This window comes from Flavobacterium daemonense, from assembly GCF_007341385.1.
Classification (GTDB): Bacteria; Bacteroidota; Bacteroidia; order Flavobacteriales; family Flavobacteriaceae; genus Flavobacterium; species Flavobacterium daemonense.
Genome location: NZ_VJYD01000018.1, coordinates 71,643 through 94,428, shown reverse-complemented (window position 1 = coordinate 94,428; position 22,786 = coordinate 71,643). Strand labels below are relative to the sequence as shown.

Annotated in this window: 11 protein-coding genes; 7 read left to right on the top strand and 4 right to left on the bottom strand. The window is 35.6% G+C overall.

All coding sequences use genetic code 11. The features are described 5' to 3' along the window. Nucleotides 1-188: 188 nt before the first annotated feature. Both FND99_RS18420 and FND99_RS18415 read left to right on the top strand, forming a co-directional pair. A complete protein-coding gene (locus FND99_RS18420; protein WP_144339403.1) occupies nt 189-2,630 on the top strand; it encodes a glycosyl hydrolase 115 family protein in 2,442 nt (813 codons plus the stop codon). Between the two features lie 224 nt (nt 2,631-2,854). Continuing rightward, the gene (locus FND99_RS18415) at nt 2,855-3,031 is read left to right on the top strand and encodes a histone H1 (RefSeq protein ID WP_026729959.1); all 177 of its coding nucleotides are present in this window, start codon (nt 2,855-2,857) and stop codon (nt 3,029-3,031) included. Between the two features lie 149 nt (nt 3,032-3,180). On the opposite strand, the gene FND99_RS18410 is transcribed toward FND99_RS18415, so the two are convergent. The 3 genes from FND99_RS18410 to FND99_RS18400 form a co-directional block, all read right to left on the bottom strand. Further along, nucleotides 3,181-4,689: a rhamnogalacturonan acetylesterase gene (locus FND99_RS18410; RefSeq protein WP_144339402.1), complete on the bottom strand. Its 1,509-nt coding sequence runs from the start codon at nt 4,687-4,689 to the stop codon at nt 3,181-3,183. Between the two features lie 215 nt (nt 4,690-4,904). Next, nucleotides 4,905-7,769 (bottom strand): glycoside hydrolase family 2 protein, encoded by a 2,865-nt coding sequence (locus tag FND99_RS18405; protein ID WP_144339401.1) that lies wholly within the window; start codon nt 7,767-7,769, stop codon nt 4,905-4,907. 127 nt (nt 7,770-7,896) lie between these two features. After that, nucleotides 7,897-9,282 (bottom strand): rhamnogalacturonan acetylesterase, encoded by a 1,386-nt coding sequence (locus tag FND99_RS18400; RefSeq protein WP_144339400.1) that lies wholly within the window; start codon nt 9,280-9,282, stop codon nt 7,897-7,899. A gap of 416 nt (nt 9,283-9,698) precedes the next feature. Between FND99_RS18400 and FND99_RS18395 the strand changes: the two genes are divergently transcribed. The 3 genes from FND99_RS18395 (at nt 9,699) to FND99_RS18385 (ending at nt 17,496) form a co-directional block, all read left to right on the top strand. Beyond that, the gene (locus FND99_RS18395; protein ID WP_144339399.1) at nt 9,699-13,103 is read left to right on the top strand and encodes a DUF4450 domain-containing protein; all 3,405 of its coding nucleotides are present in this window, start codon (nt 9,699-9,701) and stop codon (nt 13,101-13,103) included. A 97-nt stretch (nt 13,104-13,200) separates the two neighbouring features. Further along, entirely contained in the window at nt 13,201-15,327 is a 2,127-nt protein-coding gene (locus FND99_RS18390) for a hypothetical protein (protein WP_144339398.1), read from the top strand. 321 nt (nt 15,328-15,648) lie between these two features. Further along, a complete protein-coding gene (locus FND99_RS18385) occupies nt 15,649-17,496 on the top strand; it encodes a rhamnogalacturonan lyase (protein ID WP_144339397.1) in 1,848 nt (615 codons plus the stop codon). A 257-nt stretch (nt 17,497-17,753) separates the two neighbouring features. Here the strand turns inward: FND99_RS18385 and FND99_RS18380 are convergent, their stop codons facing one another. Continuing rightward, entirely contained in the window at nt 17,754-18,794 is a 1,041-nt protein-coding gene (locus tag FND99_RS18380; RefSeq protein WP_144339396.1) for a GntR family transcriptional regulator, read from the bottom strand. 388 nt (nt 18,795-19,182) lie between these two features. Between FND99_RS18380 and rhaT the strand changes: the two genes are divergently transcribed. Both rhaT and FND99_RS18370 read left to right on the top strand, forming a co-directional pair. Next, nucleotides 19,183-20,253 carry an L-rhamnose/proton symporter RhaT gene (gene rhaT, locus FND99_RS18375; RefSeq protein ID WP_144339395.1) on the top strand — a complete coding sequence of 357 codons (1,071 nt, stop codon included), beginning with the start codon at nt 19,183-19,185 and terminating at the stop codon, nt 20,251-20,253. A gap of 26 nt (nt 20,254-20,279) precedes the next feature. Beyond that, nucleotides 20,280-22,421 carry a bifunctional aldolase/short-chain dehydrogenase gene (locus FND99_RS18370; protein WP_144339394.1) on the top strand — a complete coding sequence of 714 codons (2,142 nt, stop codon included), beginning with the start codon at nt 20,280-20,282 and terminating at the stop codon, nt 22,419-22,421. Nucleotides 22,422-22,786 lie beyond the last annotated feature (365 nt).

Below are 22,786 nucleotides of genomic sequence, written 5' to 3'. Positions count from 1 at the left end.
GTTTTTGCAGTAATAAAAAACCAAACCTTTTATGAAAAAGATTTGGTTTTATCATAGAAATCGGAATGACAAGATTGCGGGTTAACTTCTATGCTATTAAACGTTTTTTACAAAAAAAATCAGCGTAAACCAGTTCAACCCGTAAAATCCGTGGGCCAACAAAACCACCAATAATACAATCCAAAAAAATGAAAAAAATACTGCTATTAATCTTTTCGATTTCATCCATAAATGTTTTCTGCCAAAGCAAAAACACAAGTGATTTTGTAATCGCAGATTCGAATCACGCAGTAAACATTTTCATCGATAAAAATACAGATCCTTTAATTATTTGGGCAGTAAATGAATTGGCAGATGACGTCAAAGAATTAACCGGAAAACGGCCAGAAATAATTCAGACAACTGCATTTTCTAAAAGCGGAATTTATATTGGAGAAGTTTCAAATGCACTTTTTAAAGCCAGAAAAGAGCAAAAAGAACTTTTAAATCAATGGGAGAAATTCTCCATTAAAAAAGAAAAAGAAAGTCTTATAATCGCCGGTTCTGATGTTCGCGGAACTGTTTATGCGATTTTTGAAATGTCAGATCGTCTCGGAATTTCCCCTTGGAAATGGTGGGCAGATGTGCATCCGATAAAACAAGAAAAACTTGTTTTAAAACTTTCGGAGCAACAAATAATTTCTTCGCCATCGGTTCAATATCGAGGTATTTTTTTGAATGATGAAGATTGGGCACTACAACCTTGGGCTGCCAAAACTTTTGAACCAGAAACAGGTGATATTGGTCCGAAAACGTACGAGAAAATCTTCCAATTATTATTGCGTTTGAAAGCCAACACGATTTGGCCAGCGATGCATCCGTCAACAAAAGGATTTTTCACCATTGCGGGAAATAAAGAAATGGCTCAAAAATATCATATCGTAATTGGTTCTTCGCATGCGGAACCGATGCTTCGAAATAATGTTGATGAATGGAAGCCAAAAATTTACGGCGATTACAATTATTTTACGAATAAAACGCAGGTTGATAAATATTGGCAAGATCGTTTAGATGAATTGAAATTCGCTCAAAATGAAACGATTATGACACTTGGAATGCGAGGCGTTCACGACAGTAAAATGGAAGGGGCAAAGGATCTGAACGAATCTATCTCGATGGTGGAGAAGATTATTGTGAACCAGCGTGAAATGCTTGCAAATACCTTCAAAAAACCTTTAGCAGAGATTCCACAAGCTTTTGTCCCATACAAAGAAGTTTTGGAATTATACGACAACGGACTAAAAGTTCCGAGTGATATTACCTTAATTTGGCCCGATGATAATTACGGATACATTCGCCGTCTAAGCAATGAAGAGGAGCAAAAAAGAGTAGGAGGAAGCGGTGTTTACTATCACATTAGTTATTGGGGAAGACCACACGATTATCTTTGGCTGAGTACAATGCAACCGGGTTTGATTTGGTACGAAATGAACAAAGCCTATCAAAACGGAGCTAAAAAAATGTGGATTGTAAATGTAGGCGATATTAAACCTGCCGAATTTGATACGGAACTTTTTCTAGACATGGCTTGGAACATCAATTCGATTAAATCGGACGGACTTAATCAATATTTGAGAGAGTGGGCTTCAAGAGAATTTTCGCCAAAAATTAGTACCGAAGTAGGTACTGTTTTTGAAGAATATTATCGTTTGGCTTTTCTTAGAAAACCGGAATATATGGGCTGGAGCCAAACGGAACCAACAACGCAAGTAAAACTATCTGATTTTTCGGAAAAGGAAATTTGGAACAGAATAAAAGCATATAATTCTTTAGTTGAAAAAATAGACAGTCTTTCAGCATTTATTCCGCAGGAGCGAAAAGACGCTTGGTTTCAATTGGCGGTTTATCCTGTAAAAGGAGCGGCTTATATGAATGGTAAGTTTTTATATTGGAATTTAGCTGCAATGACTTCAGATGAAAAAGAAAAAGCAAAATACGAGCTTTTGGCATCAGAATCTTTCCATAAAATTGAAGCGCTGACGGATTTCTACAATACTAAATTAAGCGGCGGAAAATGGAATAAAATGATGTCGATGCATCCTAGAAACCTGCCCGTTTTTGATTCGGTTAAAGAACCGGAAACGGTTTTGAAAGAGCAAAAACAAACAGCAAACAGAATTGCAATTCAAGCCAAGGATTTTACTTATCAAAAAGGATTTAAAAATTACTCTTGGAAAACAATAAACGGTTTAGGATACAGCAATAATGCAGTTACTTTGTTTCCTTTAAAACAACAGTATTTTAAAACTGAAAAACCTTTTGTAACTTATGAATTCGAAATTAAAACTTCGGGCGAATATGAAGTTGAATTAAGAATATTGCCAACACATTCCAACAATTTTGATCATGAAGTTGGAATCCAAATCGATCAAAACAGCGCTCAATTTTTGAAAACAAATACAAAAGACCGTGAAAAAACATGGAAAGAAAATGTTTTAAGAAACAGCGCAATTGTAAGAATTCCTGTCTTGCATTTAGAGATAGGAAAACATAAAATCAAGATAGAAGTAAACCAGACAGGCATTGTTCTGGATCAGTTGGCAGTTTATCCTTCAAGTGAAGGAAGTTCGTACGAAATTCCCTTGAAATAAACATTAAATAATGATTATGAAGCCTGTAACGACGGTCGAAAGGAAAAATATTTTAAAAAAAAAAATTTATTTTATTTTTGTAATTCATTGATTTGCAGATTTAAAGAAATCAGATTAAATAATTATTAACTTAAATCGCAAAAAGAGTTATAATTTTAACATTAAACGTGCGTTATAGTTCGTGCAAACATTTATTTTTGCGCCTTAATTTAACAAGTATAAGCATGAAAGATCTATTAGTAAAAATCAACGCCGAAATTGACACATTTAAAGCAGAAGCTGAATCTTTAACTGAAAAAGGTATCAAAGCTGCTGGACCAAGAGCTAGAAAAGCTACTTTAGAAATTGAAAAACTTTTGAAAGAATTCAGAAAAGTTTCTATCGAAGAATCAAAAAAATAATACATTTTGTATTTCAAAAACAAAAACCTCGCTTATGTAATGTAAGCGAGGTTTTTTTTAATTATAAATTGTTAATTATAAATTATAAATTTTGAAAAGCCTATACATTCGACATTTATAATTAATAATTTACAATTAACAATTAACAATTACTTCGGGGTTTCTATATAATCTTTCAGATTACAATCTTTCAATTTCTTAAGACTTTCTGCGACTGAGAGTGCATTAAATGCTGCGCCTTCAGCTCCTGTATGCGTGTGATCTTTTGGGAAAAATGCTTTTACTTTTTCTTTTCCTAAAGCTTCATATTTTGTTGCCACAATATCATTTAAATCGATAAACGGAACTTTTTCTTTTTCGGCAGCAATTTTCGACCAAATTACGTAGCTATCCGTTCTTCGTTCCGCTTTGTCGTTTGGCCATTCGTTTCTTGGCGTCAAGCTTATAACAATCGGAATGGCGCCTTTTTCTTTTGCTTCTCTGATGAATTTCGACATATACCACCCAAATGTATGTACGATTTCTTTTGAGCCGTCAGGACGCGTTACTTCTTGTGTTTCGTCGCCATTTCCTTTTAACGAACCTCTGAATTTTTCTTTGTCAATATCACCAGCATCATTATGTCCGAATTGGATAATGACAAAATTCCCAGGCTGTAATTGATTTTTTACTTCGTCCCAAAGACCTTCATAAACGTAAGTTCTGGTGCTTCGTCCGCCACGTGCTTTATTGATGACTTCAATCCGAGTTGTGTCGCAATATTGCGGAAAAGGAACTCCCCAGCCAACAGCGTCAGGATTATTGTTATTATTTGCCATTGTCGAATCGCCAATTAAAAACAATTTTTTCTTTGGAGGAAGCACAATTTTTGGATTTGGCAAAATGTAATTTTTCAATGAATTTTTACTCGTTTTCAGTTCATTGATAATTACCGAAGCCGAAAGCACAGCACCTTTTGCAGAAGTATGCGTATGGTCTTTTTTATAGAAATAAGTTCCGGTTACATTTGCTTCGCCGAGTTTTTCCATTTCTACAGCCATTTTTTCATTCAAATTGATGAAAGTAACTTTTTCCTTTTCAGCAATTTGTTTGGCCCATAAACCGTATGATTTATCGTTTCTCGGAACTTTTCCTTCTTTCCAGTCGTTTCTTGGAATTGGCGAACAAATTATTGGAATAGCTCCTTTTGATTTAGCTTCGCGAACTACTTTCTGAATGTACCAACCGTAACTGTGAACCGTTTCATGTTTTTTGGTAATTAAATTGTCAATTTCCTGACTTTCATTTCCAATTCCTTTGATCGTCCCGCGTGCGCGTAGCGTATCATTCAAAGGTCCGTCGTCATTGTGTCCAAACTGAATCAGGACATAATCACCCTTTTTAAGTTTGTTTAAAACCTCAATCCATAAACCTTTGTCCTGAAAAGTTCTGCTGCTGGTTCCGCCCAAAGCATGATTTTCGATATTGACTTTTGTAGTATCTAAAAACTGCCCAATATAATCGCCCCAGCCCCAAAGTCCGCCATCGCCTTTGCCACTTCCGTTTTTTACTGTTGAATCACCAATCATGTAAACAGTTGGTTTATTGTTTTTAGTAGATGTAAAATTGAAAAATAATACTGCTAATAGTAAGGCAAAGAGTATTTTTAGTGATTTCATAATTTGTGAAATGTAAAATGTGAAATGTGAAATGTAAAACGAGGCTTTTCCTAAAGCTTTTTTTCGTCTAGTTTGTCATTTCGACGGAGGAGAAATCTTCACAAGCAGTTCTACAAAGATTGGTTTCTCGTTGCGGAGTTACTTGTGGAGATTTCTCCTCCGTCGAAATGACAAGGTTGGGGACAAACCTGAAACTTTAAACCTGAAACAAAAATTTAATTTCTAAAATCAAACCACAAATTCATCTTAATTCCGTCGTCACCGCTTTTGATTCTGATGTTTGTTGGCTGACTTTGTGGTCCTTGTTGTTCTAAAGGTTTGAAATCTCTCATCGCCGGAATTTCATACATAAACGAAATATCGCCTTCTGGAAACGCCGGTTGCGGATTACTTCCTGGGAAAGCATTTTTAGGCAAATCAGGTGTAAATAATCTCAAGAATAAATTATCAGATTCACTGAAAACTTTAAACGAAGAAGTGCCTGCTTTTAAATTTGCACCCATTAAATTCGCGTGATAACCTTTGAATTCTGGGTAAATCAAGTTCTCAAAACTTTCGCCTGTAATCGTATTGTTATAGTCTTTCTCCCAAATACCGTATGTGGTTCCTTTAATTCTGTTCTTCCAAACATGGTAAGGACCTCTTCCAAACCATTTAATTCCGGTAACTTCTTTCTCTGGAAAACTGAACGTAATTCCGAAAGAGTTGATTTTATCTTCGAAGAAAGCGCCGTCAAAACCGTCAAAACCGCTTGGCGCTTTTTCATTTTTAAGAACGACCATTTCCATTTTGAATCTTCCGTCAGCTTCCATAGTCCATTTGATAGAAGAAATTCCACCAATGTATGTCACGTTGCAAACCGCTTTATCGCCTTCTTGAGAAACCTGAATGTCTTTCAATTTAGCTTTCATCCCGATAGGACGCGGACCATTTGTTAACGGAATTGTCGAAGTCGCATTTTTAACCGATGTAATTTCTCCGCTTGCCGAATTTAAAATAACCATAACATCGCCTCCTTTTAAAGTAACATCAGTTCCTGTTTTTACAGCCGATGCTTTTCCTTTTGTGTTTTGAACGGCTAAAAATTTATTGGCATAAAATACAGCTTTATGAATAGGCCAAGTCCAAGTATAAATTTCTTTTCCAAACTGATCAAAAGCCGAAATCGACAACACATCGCCCTCAACAAAATTACTCGGAACAGCAAATTGAATTTTGCGTGTTTCTCCCGGTTCTACACTCGGAATTTCGATTTTTCCACCGCTTATTTCTTTTGCAGTTCCAGTAGTATAAAGCACATTTTTATCCGATTGCAATACTTTGAATTCCATTTTGCAAGTATTCAAGTTACTGAAAAGATAATCGTTTTTGATTAGAAACGAGCCGTCAAAACCTTCTGTAACTTGTTTTGGCGTGAACTGAATTGGCGCCCAAACTTCTTTTACTGTATAATAACTTCCTTCCCTTTCACGGTGCGGACCTAAAATTCCGTCAGCCGCTAAAGAACCTTTTGAGTCAAATTTTGCATCTCCTTTCCAATCAGAGCGAAAAACAGCTTCGTCCAACATCGCCCACATAAATCCTCCTGCAAAAAGCGGACTTTCTTTATAGCGGTTCCAGAAATCTTCTAGCGCCGCGCCATGTCCATTATCATACGTTCCGTGCATAAATTCGGTTGGGAAAAATACATTTTCGCCGGCATTAAAACGGTGCATACCAGTTAAGTAAGTCGGGTAATGGTGTGTGTTCCAGCCATTGAAATCAGACCAAGGATGAATCACAATTCTTTTCTGTGGATCAAGATCTGCGAAGACTTTATCAGTGTCATAATTCCATCCGCCTTCATTTCCATTATCCCAAATAATTACCGAAGGATGGTTGATATCGCGCGTGATCATTTCAGTCGCTAATTTCTTTCCGGTTTCCGTATCATAAGAGTTTTGCCAACCTGCTAATTCGTTCAAAACAAAAAGACCAAGCGAATCACAAACTTCCAAAAAGTGTGTATCTGGCGGATAATGACCACGAACGGCATTCATATTCATATCTTTAATTAACTTTCCGTCCAACTCGCTAATGCGTTTGCTTGTACTTCTTCCGCCTTCTGGCCAAAACGAGTGACGGTTGATACCTTTCATGAGAATTTTAGTTCCATTAAGATAAATTCCGTCTTGTTTTTTGAATTCTAAAGTCCTGAAACCAATTCGTTTGTCATATTGATGAACAACATTTCCGTTTTGTTTTAAAACAAGCTCTAAGTTGTATAAATTAGGATTTTCAGGATTCCACGGTTTTATGTTTTTCCATTGTGCTGCAATAGTTTCTTTGGTAGATTTAGCTTTAAGCGGAAAAGTAAAAGTTTGGAAATTTTCTCCGTTTAAACCTTTTAAAGTGGCTTCTAAAGTTGTGTTTTTAGAAACATTTTTTAAATTGACATCTACCGTAATTGAACCGTCCATTTTCGGATTTACAGCAATATTTTCGATATGCGTTTTTGGCGAAACTTCCAACCAAACTGGACGATAAATACCACCAAATAACCACCAATCTGCTCTTCTTTCTGCCGCATTTACCGATTTATTTGCTGATTGTTTCCAAACATGAACTTCTAAAGTATTTTTCTCACCATATTTAAGCAAAGATGAAATATCATATTTGAACTCATAAAAACCACCTTGATGAATTGCTCCAGCAAGTTTTCCGTTTACTTTTACTTCGGTATCCGTCATCGCACCGCCAAAAGCAATTAAAACATCTTTACCTTTATAATCTGCAGGAACTTCAAATTCATATTTGTACAAACCTTCTTCTTTGCTTGGTTCTTTTTGGTTCAATTCTTTGTACCAACGGCCGTATGTATATTCGCCAAAACCTTCCAATTCCCATTGTGAAGGAACATTTATTTTTGACCAAGTTTTGCTGTTGTTCCCGTCCGTACAATAAAAATCCCATTGCACAGGATGTTCAAAATCTTTTCCAGACAAATAGACTTTGTCGGTTTGTTGTGCATGGCTATTTTGGGTCAGAAAAAGCGAAAATGCAAGAATAGAGAGGTTTTGAATAGTGTTTTTTAGTAGCATAGTAAAGTGATTCTTTGATGGTTATACCAATTGTAAATGTTGTTTCGTCCAATAAATTCTGGTATAATGCCGATGGAACAAAATAATAGTTCAATTTTTTTGGACTATATATTTTGTCCAATCGGTATTAATTACCATCTGGTTTAACAATTTCAAATCGGGCGCTCATAGGCAAAGTCCAGCTTGAAATGAAATTTGGTTTCTTCGGATTATAGTCTGGTGTTTCTTTTTTGATGTGTTTTTTTAGTCCCGAAGCTTCGGGATCAAGTTCGCGAATCCCTTTCAAAACACAAAGTGCAATTTCGTTGGCTCCAAATCCATTAAAATGAGTATTGTCGTCCAATGCTTTTTCCTGTCCCGGAAAAGTATTCGCAGGATATTGTACAAAAGCTTTTCTTGAAGGTTCGTCACCCCAAGTTTCATACAATTCCGTTGTCATTTTTGTAACGTCGATTAAAGCAATATTATTTTTTTGTGCAACCGCTGTCATCGCAGCAGGAAAATCGCCATGTGTTTCTTTTAGAGTTCCATTTTCATTGAAAAAACGGCGCTGTGTTGGTGTTACCAAAACCGGAATCGCACCTTTTTCTTTTGCCGAATTTACAAATTCAGCCAATAAAGTCGAATAAGAACCAAAAGCGCCATTTCCTTCGCCTTTTATTTTTTCGTCATTATGTCCAAATTCCACAAACAAATAATCTCCTTTTTTGATTTCCGAAAGTATTTTTTTCAAACGATTTGAACCTTTAAATGAACTCAAAGAAGAACCAGAATACGCATAATTTGCAACCACAATATTGCTGTCGAAATAATTCGTAATAAATTGTCCCCACGATGCCCAAGGTTCAACATCTTGATCGGTTACGGTTGAATCTCCGGCCAAATAAACCACAGTCAAATTGTCTTTTCGTGTTATTTTGATGCTTTGGATCGAAGCTTCGCCAAGAAATTCAAGCGTCAATTTATGATCCCAGTTTAAAATTTCTTTTTCGCGGTCTTTCAAACTGATATTAGTTTGATCATCAATTTTGATATTTCGAACATTGACATTAAAAGTCTGCGTTACTTTTTGTCCTTTTTTTACAACAAATTCATTCAGCATTAATCGTCTCGATTCTGCTTTTATGGTCACTTTCGAGTCTTTTTCAGCACCTCCAATTGTTACTTCAACTTCATAATTTCCTTCAGAAACTGCCGTCGAAAAGTAAGTTGGTTTTGTTGTAGAAAAAGAATTGGCATTGATTTTTACATTCGAAGCCGAATTAAAATCAAAGCCATAACCTTTTGTATCTGTGTAAACTAATGCGTTATTTATTAAAGTGTTTTTTTTGTCTTTTACAGAAGTTCCAAAAACAAAAAGCTGTGATTCTGTATTGCTTTTTACGCTGTCATTTTTGTTTTCTGAAGAAGAATAAACAACGTTATTGATAGGCAAATTAGAAGGCATAGCAAAGAACTGATTCGGCATTGCCAAACAAATAACCATCGATAAGAAAGTACTGATTTTTACCAATTTTTTGAGATTTTAATTTTTTTATTTTCAAACTTAATGGTTCGTTTTTGATATAGTATCCTGTACTATGATGTTAAAAAGAATTTAAAAACGCTAAAAATTAATATACTTTTTATATTTCGCAAATCAGGAAGGTACAGGATAGTATACCACAAAAAAACAAAGAAATTGCATCATAATTATTGAATTAGCTCATTGGGTGCAATTTTTTAACACATAGAAACATAGAATAAGAATCCTAAAAAAAAAAGGCGTTTCACTTGTTTAAATAAACATAGTTCTATGTGTGGAAACTAGTTTCTTTTGATCTCTTTTTTTCGATATAAAAACCTATGTTCCTATGTGTTAAATCATGATTTTTTGAATTACACATGATGAGTTTAATTATTATTTAGATTGCACCATTTCATTGCTTTATGAGAACAAAAAAATATTCTTTTGCAACGCTTTTCGGTTTGCTTTTTTTATTTCCTGTCTTGATTTTTGGACAAAATAAAGAAGCTCGCAAATTGCATTATGTGCCAGAAGAAAATAGTTTTGTTTTGAAAAATGGAACCCGAAAATTCAATCGCGCGTTGTACGGTTCTAATACCGGATTTCGAGTTGAAACGGGAGATTTGCCAGAATTTGCCATGTACATGCCCGGAATGGGAGGGAACTTCAAACTCGGAATTGCAAACGGAAAGGACAGTAAATGGATTACTGAAGCATCTAAAATTGATACCCGATATGTTTTAGGAACAATGCATTATACAATTGAAGATGCTATTTTAGGAACCGGAAAATTATTTGTTGATGTTGTCGCTCTAAAAGAAAAGGAAGGTTTTATTGTAAAAGTTTATGGAAATTCAGTTTCTAAAAAAACGAATATTATCTGGGCTTTTGGTGGCGCAACTGGAAAGAAATTCAGTCGTGACGGCGATATTGGCGCTGATCCGGAATCGGTATTTTATTTACAGCCTGATTATTGTCTTGGCAATAAATACAGTTTGCAGAAAGAGTCTTTTTTGCTCGAATATGGTTCTGAAAGCAACAAGCAGAAAACAGGAAATAATAAAAGTTTAACTGGATTTTTCCCCGAATCGAAAGTGCTTTTGGCGAATGCAAAAAATCAAAAATCGCCTTTAGAATTGTTTTCTTCAAAAGCAGAAAATCTATCGGTTATTTCGGGTAAAACAAATACTATTTCTGAAAAAGCGATGTATTGGTTTTTTTCTCCAGAAGAAATAAAAACGACTTCTTCGCAGAAAGAAATTACAGAGCTTTATGAAAAAGCAGTTCAAGAAACACAGGTTTTAGCGAATCGTGTTAAAGTAAAAACTCCAGATCCTTATATCAATAATTTAGGTTTTGCACTTTCAATTGCTTCTGACGGAATTTGGGAAAATCCAGCCTATCTTCATGGGGCAGTTGCATGGAGAATGTATCTGAATGCTTGGCGCGGTGCTTATACAGCAGATCCGTTAGGTTGGCACGACAGAGCAAAAACACATTTTACAAGTTACAGCAATTCGCAGGTAACGTCTCCAGAAAGCGGTCCGATTGTTTTTGATGAAGAAAGAAATTTGGCGCGACAAAAAGAAGAAATGGGAACTTCAATGTTCAGCAGTGGCTATATTTCCCGAAATCCAAATAAAAATACGGTAGCACATCATTATGACATGAATTTGGTTTTTATTGATCAGATGTTGCGTCATTTTAAATGGACAGGCGATATTGCTTTTTTAAAAGAAATGTGGCCGACAATTGAACGACATTTGAATTGGGAAAAACGAAACTTTGATCCTGACAACGACGGACTTTATGATGCATACGCCACAATTTGGGCGAGTGACGCATTGCAATACAGCGGTGGCGCAGTGATTCATTCTTCGGCATATAATTATTATGCGAATAAAACGGTTGCTGAATTGGCACGAAAAATTCAAAAAGATCCAACGCCATATGAAAAAGAAGCGGAGAAAATTTTAAAAGCTTCAAATGAACAGCTTTGGCTTTCAAAAAAAGGAATTTTTGCCGAATATAAAGATGCTTTAGGAAACCGATTATTACACGATTCGCCAGGAGTTTGGGGTATTTATCACACGATAGATTCGGAATTGTCGAATCCGTTTGAGAGTTATCAAATGTTGAATTATGTCAATAATCAAATTCCGCATATTCCTGTTACGGCTGATGGATTGGATAAAAAAGATCTTTATGTAATCAGTACAACAAATTGGCAACCTTATACTTGGTCTATTAATAATGTGGCTTTAGCGGAGCAATTACATACTTCGTTGGCTTTTTGGCAAGGTGGACAATCGGATAAAGCATTTAAAATGTGGGAAAGTGCTTTGGTTGAAAGTATGTATTTGGGTGCTTCTCCGGGAGGTTTTGAACAGCTTTTGTATCAGGACAAAATGCGTGGTGAATTGTATCGTGATTTTGCAGACCCAATCGGGATGACGTCAAGAACTTTGGTCGAAGGACTTTTCGGAATTAAGCCTGATGCCGTTTCGGAAGTTTTAACCATTCAGCCCGGTTTTCCTAAAGAATGGGACGAAGCATCTTTAGAAGTTCCAGATATTTCTATTTCTTATAATAGAGATAATAGAAAAGATAGTTATCATATTGAAAATCGATTTGCATCAAAAATGAATTTGAATTTGATTCTGAATGCGTACTATGACGGAATTGAAAGCATCAAAGTAAACGACAAAAATGTATCGTGGAAAGTGATTGCAGAAAGCATTGGAAATCCGAAAATTAGTATTGAAGTTCCGTACAATAAAGTTTATGATGTAGTGATAAATTGGAAAAACAGCACTTTAGAAACAATAAATACTCAAGTTTCATATAATTCTGGCGATGTATTAAATATAAGTATTGATAAAGGAGAAATTGTTTCGGTTTATGATCCGCAGTCAGTTTTGGGTGAAAATCAAAAATCTGAAAAAATATTTCAAACAACTATAAATGGCGAAGGAAATAAAACCTTTTTTATACAATTAAAACAGGGAGATTTTTCTTGGTGGCAACCCATTGAATTTACTTTAAAAAGCAAGAAAGAATCTGAGAAAGTTACAAACTGGGATATTCCTTTGGAGAAATCGGAACGAGCTGAAACCATTTCGCTTTCTTCGTATTTCAATGCAAAAGTTACTGATATTTTTACAAATGAATATCTGTCTCCAAGACCGCAGACGGTGACTTTACAGCTTCCAAAACAAGGAATTGGAAATTGGTGTTATCCTAATATTTCGGTCAAAATTGATGATAAAGGTTTGCGTGAAAAAGCAAAGCAAAATGGAGAAATTAAAACCCCAAATGGGATTCCGTTTAAAACACCTTCAGAGGAAAATCAGAAGAATATTATCTTTACTTCGATGTGGGATAATTACCCAAAAAGCGTTGATATTCCGCTTGACGGAAAAGCTTCGCACGCTTATTTTATGCTGGTTGGAACGACAAACCCAATGCAAAGCCGAATCACAAACGGAGAAATTACAGTAAATTATACAGACGGAACTTCTGAAATTTTAGCATTGAAAAATCCAGAAAACTGGTGGCCAATTGAACAGGATTATTTCGTTGACGGACTCGCTTTTACAACCGATGCGCCAAAACCGCCAAGAGTTTATTTGAAAACAGGAGAAATTTCGAGAGATTTTAAAGATTTCACGATCATAAAAGGATTCACAAATTATGGTGTTGACGGCGGCGCAGGAACAATTTTAGATTTGCCATTGGATAAAAATAAAATATTAAAAAGTTTAACACTGAAATCAATTGCGAACGATGTGGTGATTGGTTTGATGAGTGTGACTTTAATTAGATAATGAGATAATGCGTCAATTTGATAATTTCTAGAACGTGAAACTTTGTCAAAGTTTTCGAGAACCTGAAACCTGAAACCTGAAACCAAAAAATAACCAGATGAAAAAATATCAATTAATTACTTTATTCCTGTTTGCGATTTCGTTGTCAGCACAACAGAAAATCGATCGAAAAGCATTAGTAAACCGCCATAACGTCCAAATTACAGCTATTGATACTTTAGCTTCTTTGACGGTTGGGAACGGTGCTTTCGCTTTTACTGTTGATGCAACCGGATTACAGACTTTTCCGAAGACTTATCAAAACGGGATTCCGTTAGGAACTGAATCGGAGTGGGGATGGGACAGTTATAAAAATACGGAGAATTTCAAGTTTTCTGAAACCTTAAAAGAGTATCAACAATACGGCAGAAATATTTCTTATACTGTTCAGATTAAAGAGCCGAAAAGAAAAGTCGATGCCATAAATTGGTTCAGACAGAATCCGCATTTAGTGCAATTGGGGAATTTAGGTTTTGAAATTTTGAAGAAAGATGGAAGTCAGGCGAAAGCATCAGACATTAAATCAATTTCTCAAAAACTGAATTTATGGACAGGAGAAATCGAAAGTTATTTTGAAGTTGAAGGAACTCCGGTTACAGTTTTGACAGCTTCACACCAAGAAAAAGATGCAATTGGCGTAAAAGTAAAATCAGATTTATTATTGCAAAAACGCTTAAAAATCAGTTTAAGAATTCCATTTCCAACTGGAGATTGGGCAGATTTCGGAACCAAATATGATGGAACGCAAAAGTATACAAGTACACTGACGCAAAAATCAAAAACAGAAGCTGTTGTAACACATGTTATGGACAGTATTTCATACAACGTTGATTTGATGTGGAAAGGAAATGCACAAATTAAAAAATCGGCAGATCATTATTTTGTGGTTGAAGCGTCAAATTCAAATATTTTAGAATTGAGTTGTCTTTTTGCTTTGACAGCTAATAAAACTCAAAATTCATCTTTTGCAGAAATAGAAAACAGCAGTGTAAAAGGTTGGGAGAATTTCTGGAAAAGTGGTGCAGCAGTTGATTTTTCTGGAAGTACAGATCCGCGTGCAAAAGAGTTGGAACGAAGAGTAATTCTTTCGCAGTATTTAACTAAAGTACAATGTACAGGAAAAGTTCCACCACAGGAAACGGGTTTGACTTACAATAGCTGGTACGGAAAACCACACTTAGAAATGCATTGGTGGCATGGCGTTCATTTCGCACTTTGGAACCGTGCAGAATTGTTGGAGAAAAGTCTTCCTTGGTATCAAAAAGTTTTTGATAAAGCCAAAAATATTGCCAAAAGACAAGGTTTTGAAGGCGCAAGATGGCAAAAAATGACGGATCCTGATGGGAATGAAAGTCCGTCATCTGTAGGTTCATTTTTGATTTGGCAACAACCACATTTTATTACATATGCTGATTTGATTTATCGTTCGAAACCAACAACCGAAACATTGAATTTATACAGCGAACGTGTTTTTGCAACTGCTGATTTTATGGCTTCTTTTGCTAATTATGATGCAAAAACGGATCGTTATATTTTAGGCCCGGGCGTTATTCCGGCGCAAGAACGTTTTAAAGCGATGGAAACTTTTAACCCAACTTATGAATTGGCATATTGGAACTGGGCATTGAAAACGGCAATTTCTTGGAAGAAAAAATTAAACCAAAAAGTACCAGAAAAATGGGAAACGGTTTTGGCAAAATTATCTAAACTTCCGGTTTCTGGAGATGTTTATTTAGCGACAGAAAGTGCTACAGATTCATACACAAATCCAGAATTCAAAACCGATCACCCATCAGTTTTAGGAACTTTCGGAATGCTTCCTGAAACTTCTTTATTGGATAAAAAAATCATGAAAAACACTTTTGACTTGGTTTGGAAAACGTGGTCTTGGGACAAAACCTGGGGCTGGGATTTCCCAATGACAGCAATGTCGGCGGCACGATTAAATATGCCAGAAAAAGCTATTGACGCTTTATTTATGAATGTGACCACAAATACATATTTAAAAAACGGACATAATTATCAAGCTGAAAGACTAACGCTTTACCTTCCTGGAAATGGTGGATTATTAACTGCCGTTGCCATGATGTGCGCCGGTTGGGACGGAACGACAGAATCCAATCCGGGCTTCCCAAAAGATGGAACTTGGAAAGTGCAAAGTGAGGGATTTAAGCAAATGTTTTGATTTTTAAAGATGCTAAGGTTCTAAGATACTAAGGCGCTAAGTTTTTTAGTCTTATTGTTAAGTACTGTTTGTCATTCTATGATAAAACGAAATGCATACTCGTTTAGTTTGTCATTCCGAGGAACGAGGAATCTCCGCAAGTAGCTCTACAAAGATTGTCGATTTAGTTTGCGGAGCCACTTGCGGAGATTTGCTTCGCCTGTTCGCTATCGCTCGAGTCTCCTTCGTCGAAATGACAAGAAGACGAGAAAATCAGTATCAGCCCGTCAAAACCCGTGTCATCAGTGTGCCAACAACAATCCAAAATAAAAATAACCAATCATGAAAAATAAAATTCTATTACTATTATTGCTTTTATCGGTTTCCATTTTTGCACAAAGGCAAATGGAAAATCTGGATAGAGGTGTTATTGCGGTCAAAAATAACGGTCAGTTTTTTATTGGCTGGCGTGTTTTAGGAAACGATTCTGATAATCTTGCTTTTAATTTATACCGAAAAAGCGGTACTAAAAAAGCAGTCAAATTAAACGATAAACCAATTTTGGGTGCGACTAATTTTGTTGATGTAAAAGCAAATTCGCAAGAAGAAAATACTTGGTTTGTAAAAACGGTTTTAAAAGGAAAAGAGTCCGATGCAAAAGGAAGTTTTACGATTCCGCCTTCAAGTCCCGACAAAGATTACTTGTCAATTGAATTAAAACAAATTGAAGGTTATACTGCAAATGATCTTTCGGTTGGCGATTTGGACGGCGACGGAAAATATGATTTAATCGTACACATGACCGGAAAAGCGCATGACAATTCGCATACTGGGATTACAGATCCGCCTATATTTCAAGCTTATACTTTGGAAGGGAAATTTTTATGGCAGATTAATTTAGGCAAAAACATTCGCGAAGGCGCACACTACACACAGTTTATGGTGTATGATTTAGACGGTGATGGAATTGCAGAATTGGTTTGCAAAACGGCTGATGGAACTACGGATAGTCAAAATAATGTTGTGGGAGACGCTTCAAAAGATTGGGTGGATCGCGATCCGAATTTGGGGACTTATGGGAAAATTTTGAAAGGCCCAGAATATCTTTCTGTTTTTGATGGAAGAACCGGAAAGCTCGTTACAACTGTTGATTATATTGCCGAAAGAGGTGATCTTGCCGGCTGGGGAGGACATGGCGGAAGCGGTGGAAATGATACAAAAGGAAACAGAATTGATCGTTTTACGGCTTGTATTGCATATTTAGATGGAATTCATCCGAGTGTTGTAATGTGTCGAGGCTATTACGGAAGAACGGTTTTAGCAGCTTGGGATTTTAAAAATGGTAAACTGACTTCAAGATGGGTTTTTGACAGTAAAGATTCCGAAAATCCATATTCTGGAATGGGAAATCATAATTTAACTGTTGCCGATGTTGATAATGACGGCAAAGACGAAATTATTTACGGATCGATGTGTGTAGATCATGATGGAAAAGGATTATACACAACTGGTTTTAGACACGGAGATGCGATTCATGTTTCAGATTTAGATCCTGATCTTCCAGGTCTTGAAGTTTTTGGAATTCATGAAATCGAAAACGGAACAACAGGGCCTGGCGCAACTATTTTTGCTGCAAAAGATGGAAAAGTATTATTTACTGGTTCTATAAATGAAGATGTTGGAAGAGGCGTTGCAGATAATATTGATCCAGAGCTGAAAGGAGCACAATTTTGGTATTCAGGTTCACCGGATTTATACGATATGAAAGGAAAAGTGGTTGGAAAAGCACCAAATTCAATCAATTTTTTAATTTATTGGGATGGCGATACTTCTAGAGAATTATTAGATTCTAATCATATCGATAAATACAATAAAGGAAGATTGTTTACTGCAACGGGAGCAGTTTCTAATAATGGAACAAAACAAACTCCAGGACTTTCTGCCGACATTCTAGGAGATTGGCGAGAAGAACTGATTTTAAGATCTGAAGACAATAAAGAATTGAGAATTTATTCGACTACAATTCCGACGGATGTTCGTCAATATACTTTAATGCACGATCCACAATATAGATTGAGTATTGCTTGGCAAAATGTAGGTTATAATCAGCCTCCACATACGAGTTTTTATATGGGAAAAGATATGAAACCGGCACCAAAACCGAGTATTTCTTTGGTAGTTAAGAAATAGTTTTCTTTTAGGTGCTATCCCGAGGCTTCGGGACTAAGGGACTGAGGTTCTAAGGTTTTTTTACGCACTGTTTGTCATTTCGAGGAACGAGAAATCTCCGCAAGAAACTCCGCAAAGAAAATCAAGTCTTTGTCGAGCTACTCGTGGAGATTTCTCGTTCGAAATGACAAATCATATGTTCATAATATGCGAAAGACGCACTGCTGTGCGCCTTTACGATAAAACCTTTTGAAAAAAAAACTTAGAACCTTAGCATCTTAGATAGAATTTCTATCAATAAAATTAAAAGGTACTTTAACGTCTCCTTTTTCTTTATTTAAAATCATTCGGGCTGCTGTTTCACCCATTACATTAAAGTCGGTTGACATAACGGTGATGCCTAATAATTCTTTTAGTGGTGTATCGTTGTATGAGATTACGCCAATTTCTTTTCCTAAAATAAACTCTTCATCGCGAATTTGTTTCATTAAATTCACCAAGTCTGATTCTTCGATGGTAATAAATAAATCACCTTTTTTCAGAATCATATCATCGTAAACTTCGCTCAGAATCTCAAAATTGATTTCGTGCTCTACACAAAATTTCCTGAAACCGTGAAGAATTCTTCTCGGATACGGATAAACCGCTTTTTCAGGATAAACCAAAATCAGTCTTTTGTATTTGCTGATTTTCGAAAGACCTTCTTTTAAAGCATTATAAATATCATTCTCAAAATCCTGATAAATCTTAATAATTTCGCCTTCCATTCCGAGTTTGATATTGTCCATAATTACCAATTTCTCTTTCGGAATGCGTTCGATTGCTTTTACAACATCATCGGTAAAACTCAAATGTTTCAATTCATCAGTTTTGAAATGTGTTGTGATAACATAATAATCATAAGCGCCTTCAAATTTGTCAAGAAGATTTAGAAATAAAGTTTCATCGCAATGATAAATATGCAGATCAGTATGCGCATTTGCACCAACAGTATTAATAAAAGAACTGTAGGTTTTCATTTTATAAGCGCTTAGTTTATTGAATAAAAACAGCACATTTACCTTCGATTCCAGTTTTGTTCGGGTAATATAATAGCCTTTTCCTCGAATAGAAGAAATGATTTTTCGCTCTTTTAAGATGTTGTAAGCCTTTTCGACAGTATCACGAGACATATAAAACTCTTCGCTGAAACTGTTTATAGAAGGTATTTTTTGATTTATTTTTAGATTTCCGTTGGCAATATTCTGTAAAATTGAATCTACAATTTGCTTGTATTTTGGAACCCTTGAATCTTCATCAATTTTAATAAGTTTAATCATTTTGCAGGTATTGAAAATTATGCCGAAAAAATTAGAAGCATAATTCTGAATTAAAATTTGGATAAAAAGCTTTATTCAAAATTCAAGCAAACACTTGTATTTGCTACTTTTCTCACAAAGAAGAAAAAATAAATAAGGCGAATTTTATATTTCTTAAGATTTGCTTAATTATTGTAAAATTGAGGATGCAATAATTACGAAATCGATTGCTAAAATAGAAATTTTAAATTTATTTATTGCCTTAAAAACCATTCTTCTTCCTAATATTCTTTGGTTTTAACATAATTCCTAAAATCATAAAGGATAGTACAGGACAGTTTTCTTTTTTACATTCTCTTATTTTACACAACCAGATTAACTATCAATAACCACAAACTAAAATTATTAAATGGAATCATTACTTGGTATTATTTTTCACTCCATTGGAGGTTTCTCTTCGGGCAGTTTTTACATGCCTTTCAAGAAAGTAAAAAATTGGGCTTGGGAAAGCTACTGGCTAGTTGGAGGTTTTTTTTCTTGGCTTATTGTGCCACCGGTTGCTGCTTATTTGACGATTCCAAATTTTACCGAAATTATTGCAAATGCTGCGCCACAAGTTAAAGCATTGGCATTTACAATGGGACTGATTTGGGGAGTAGGCGGACTTACTTATGGTCTTGGCGTTCGTTATTTAGGAATGTCGTTAGGAAACTCAATTACTTTAGGATTCTGTTCTGCTTTTGGCGCTTTAATTCCGCCAATTTATTACAATTTCAATGCTGTAGAAGGCAAAGAATCAATTAGTGACATGTTTGCGAATTCTGGCGGACAAATGGTTTTGGCCGGAGTATTAATATGTATTCTGGGAATTGCTATTTTAGGAAAGGCTGGAATGCTGAAAGAAAAGGATTTTGCTACTGGTCATGAAGATAAAGACAAAGATTTTAATCTGACAAAAGGATTAATCATTGCTATCGTTTCAGGTATTTTGAGTTCATTCTTTAACTTCGGAATTGAAGCGGCTAAGCCAATGGCTCATGTTGCAAATGAGGCTTGGAAATTAGCAAACCCAAATCAAGGCGAATTTTTATTCCAAAATAATGTTAGCTATATCATTATTCTTTGGGGCGGTTTGACAACTAATTTTATCTGGTGTCTGTACCTTAATTTCAAAAACAAAACTTTTTCAGATTATACAAATACAAATACGCCAATTGCTAAAAACGTTCTGTTTTCTGCAATTGCGGGTACAATGTGGTTTTTGCAGTTCTTCTTTTATGGTATGGGAGAAAGCAAATTAGGAAATGGCGCGAGTTCTTGGATCTTGCACATGTCGACCATTATTTTGACTGCCAATTTCTGGGGATTCTATCTAAAAGAATGGACGGGAGTTTCTAGGAAAACAATGCGAACTTTTGTGTGGGGAATTGCATTAATGATGCTTTCGATTGTTTTAGTCGGAATCGGGAATTCATTATAAATATCAACTAAAATCAAAACAACCAAATGTCGAATATAAATACAACTAATATGAATTTTAAGCACGTAAGCTATCTTTGGGATGAAGCTAAAGCAAAAGAATTAGCTGGTGATGAAGTAGCGCTTTTTATTTATCGCTCGAATCTGCTTGGAGCCGATTTAAGATTGACAAACTACGGAGGTGGAAACACTTCTGTAAAAATAACAGATAAAGACCCATTAACAGGCGAGAGCTCTGAAGTAATGTGGATCAAAGGTTCTGGTGGAGATATTGGAACATTAACAAAATCAGGATGTGCAGCCCTTTATTTAGACAGATTGCGCAATCTTGAAAATGTGTACAGAGGAATTGAGTTTGAAGATGAAATGGTAGAATTATTCAACCACTGTATTTTTGATTTGGCATCAAAAGCGCCTTCAATCGATACTGCTTTACATGGTTTCTTGCCTTTCAAACACATCGATCACTTGCATCCAGATGCGGCAATTGCAATCGCTGCTGCAAAAGATGGAAAGCAAATTACAGAAGAATTGTTTGATGGTGAAATTGGATGGGTTGGATGGCAACGCCCTGGTTTTGACCTTGGGCTTCAATTAAGAAGCTGTTTGGAAGAAGCTGAGAAAAAAGGGAAAAAACTTCGTGGTATCATGTTAGGTTCTCATGGTTTATTCACTTGGGGCGATACTGCATACGAAAGTTATATTAATACGCTGGAAGTAATCGAAAAATGTGCTGAATATCTTGAAAGTAATTACGGAAAAAAACGCCCAGTTTTTGGAGGTAAAAAAATTGATAGTCTTCCAGAAGCGGATCGTAAATTAAAAGCGGCAAAAGTAGCTCCAATCTTAAGAGGTTTCTGTTCGTCTGAGCGTCAAATGATTGGACATTATACAGATGATGCGAGAGTTTTGGAATTCATTAATTCTAATGATCTTTCAAAATTAGCGCCGCTTGGAACTTCTTGTCCGGATCACTTTTTAAGAACAAAAATCAGTCCGCTGGTTTTAGAATTAGATCCAAACGAAGATTTATCTGATGTTGATGCAATTAAAGCAAAATTAACACCAGCATTTGAAGCGTATCGTGCAATGTACAAAGACTATTACAATGCATGCAAAAAATCAAATTCACCTGCAATGCGTGACCCAAATCCAGTTGTGATTTTATATCCAGGAGTTGGAATGTTCACTTTTGCAAAAGATAAAACAATGGCGCGTTTGGCATCTGAATATTATATCAATGCCGTAAACGTAATGAAAGGTGCTGAAGCAGTTTCAGAATATACATCATTGCCTCACCAAGAAGCATTTGACATTGAATATTGGTTATTGGAAGAAGCTAAATTACAGCGTATGCCAAAACCAAAAGCATTATCTGGCAGAGTGGCTGTAATTACAGGTTCTGCTGGCGGAATTGGTAAAGCTATCGCTAAGAAATTTGCTCAAGAAGGTGCTTGTGTGGTTATCAATGATATCAACGAAGAGCGTTTAGAATCGGCTACTGCTGAGTTTGTGAAATTGTTTGGTAAAGATGCTGTTTCAAGTACTTTATTGAATGTTACGGATCCTGATAGTACGGAAAAAGCGTTTGATCAGGCGTCTCTAGCTTTTGGAGGTGCTGATATTATTGTAAACAATGCCGGAATCAGTATTTCAAAATCTATTGCAGAACATACTTTAGAAGAGTGGGACAGATTATACGATATTTTGGTGAAAGGACAATTTATTGTTTCTAAAGCCGGAATCGAAGTAATGCGCAAACAAGGTTTTGGCGGAGACATTGTAAATATCGTTTCTAAAAATGCAGTAGTTGCAGGTCCAAATAATCCTGGTTACGGTTCTGCAAAAGCAGCTCAAGCGCATTTGACACGTTTAATGGCGGCTGAACTTGGAGCGGATAAAATTCGTGTGAATACGGTAAATCCAGATGCTGTGATTTCAGATTCAAATATCTGGTCTGGCGGATGGGCAGAAGGACGTGCAAAAGCATACGGAATCACAGTTGAAGAATTGCCGGCTTACTATGCAAAACGTACCTTATTAAATGAAATTATATTGCCAGATGATATCGCAAATGCGTGTTTTGCTTTCGTTGGCGGTTTATTAGGTAAATCTACAGGAAACGCTCTAAACGTTGATGGCGGTGTCGGAATGGGCTTTTACAGATAGATTGTAAGTTTTTTTAAGTTTGTTTAAAACAAAGGTGGTTTTTTGTAATCTAACGTTCGGAGATTTTCGAACGTTAGATTTTTTTAAAATTTAAAAGTCAAGATTTAAATAAAAATCTTTTGATTGTGGTTATTTCTAACACATAGAAACATAGTTTCTGTAAATGCAAAAAAAGGCGTTTCACTTATTTAAATTCACATAGTTGGCTATGTGAAAGAAATTGGTTTCTCTTTGGAATCTTTAAATAGGGAATAAAATCTATGTTTCTATGTGTTAAAATTAATTTGCAAATCAAATTTGCCCAATGGCAAAATAAAATAATTAAGATTAACCAAGAGCGCAATCGATATAATGTGTTACATTGT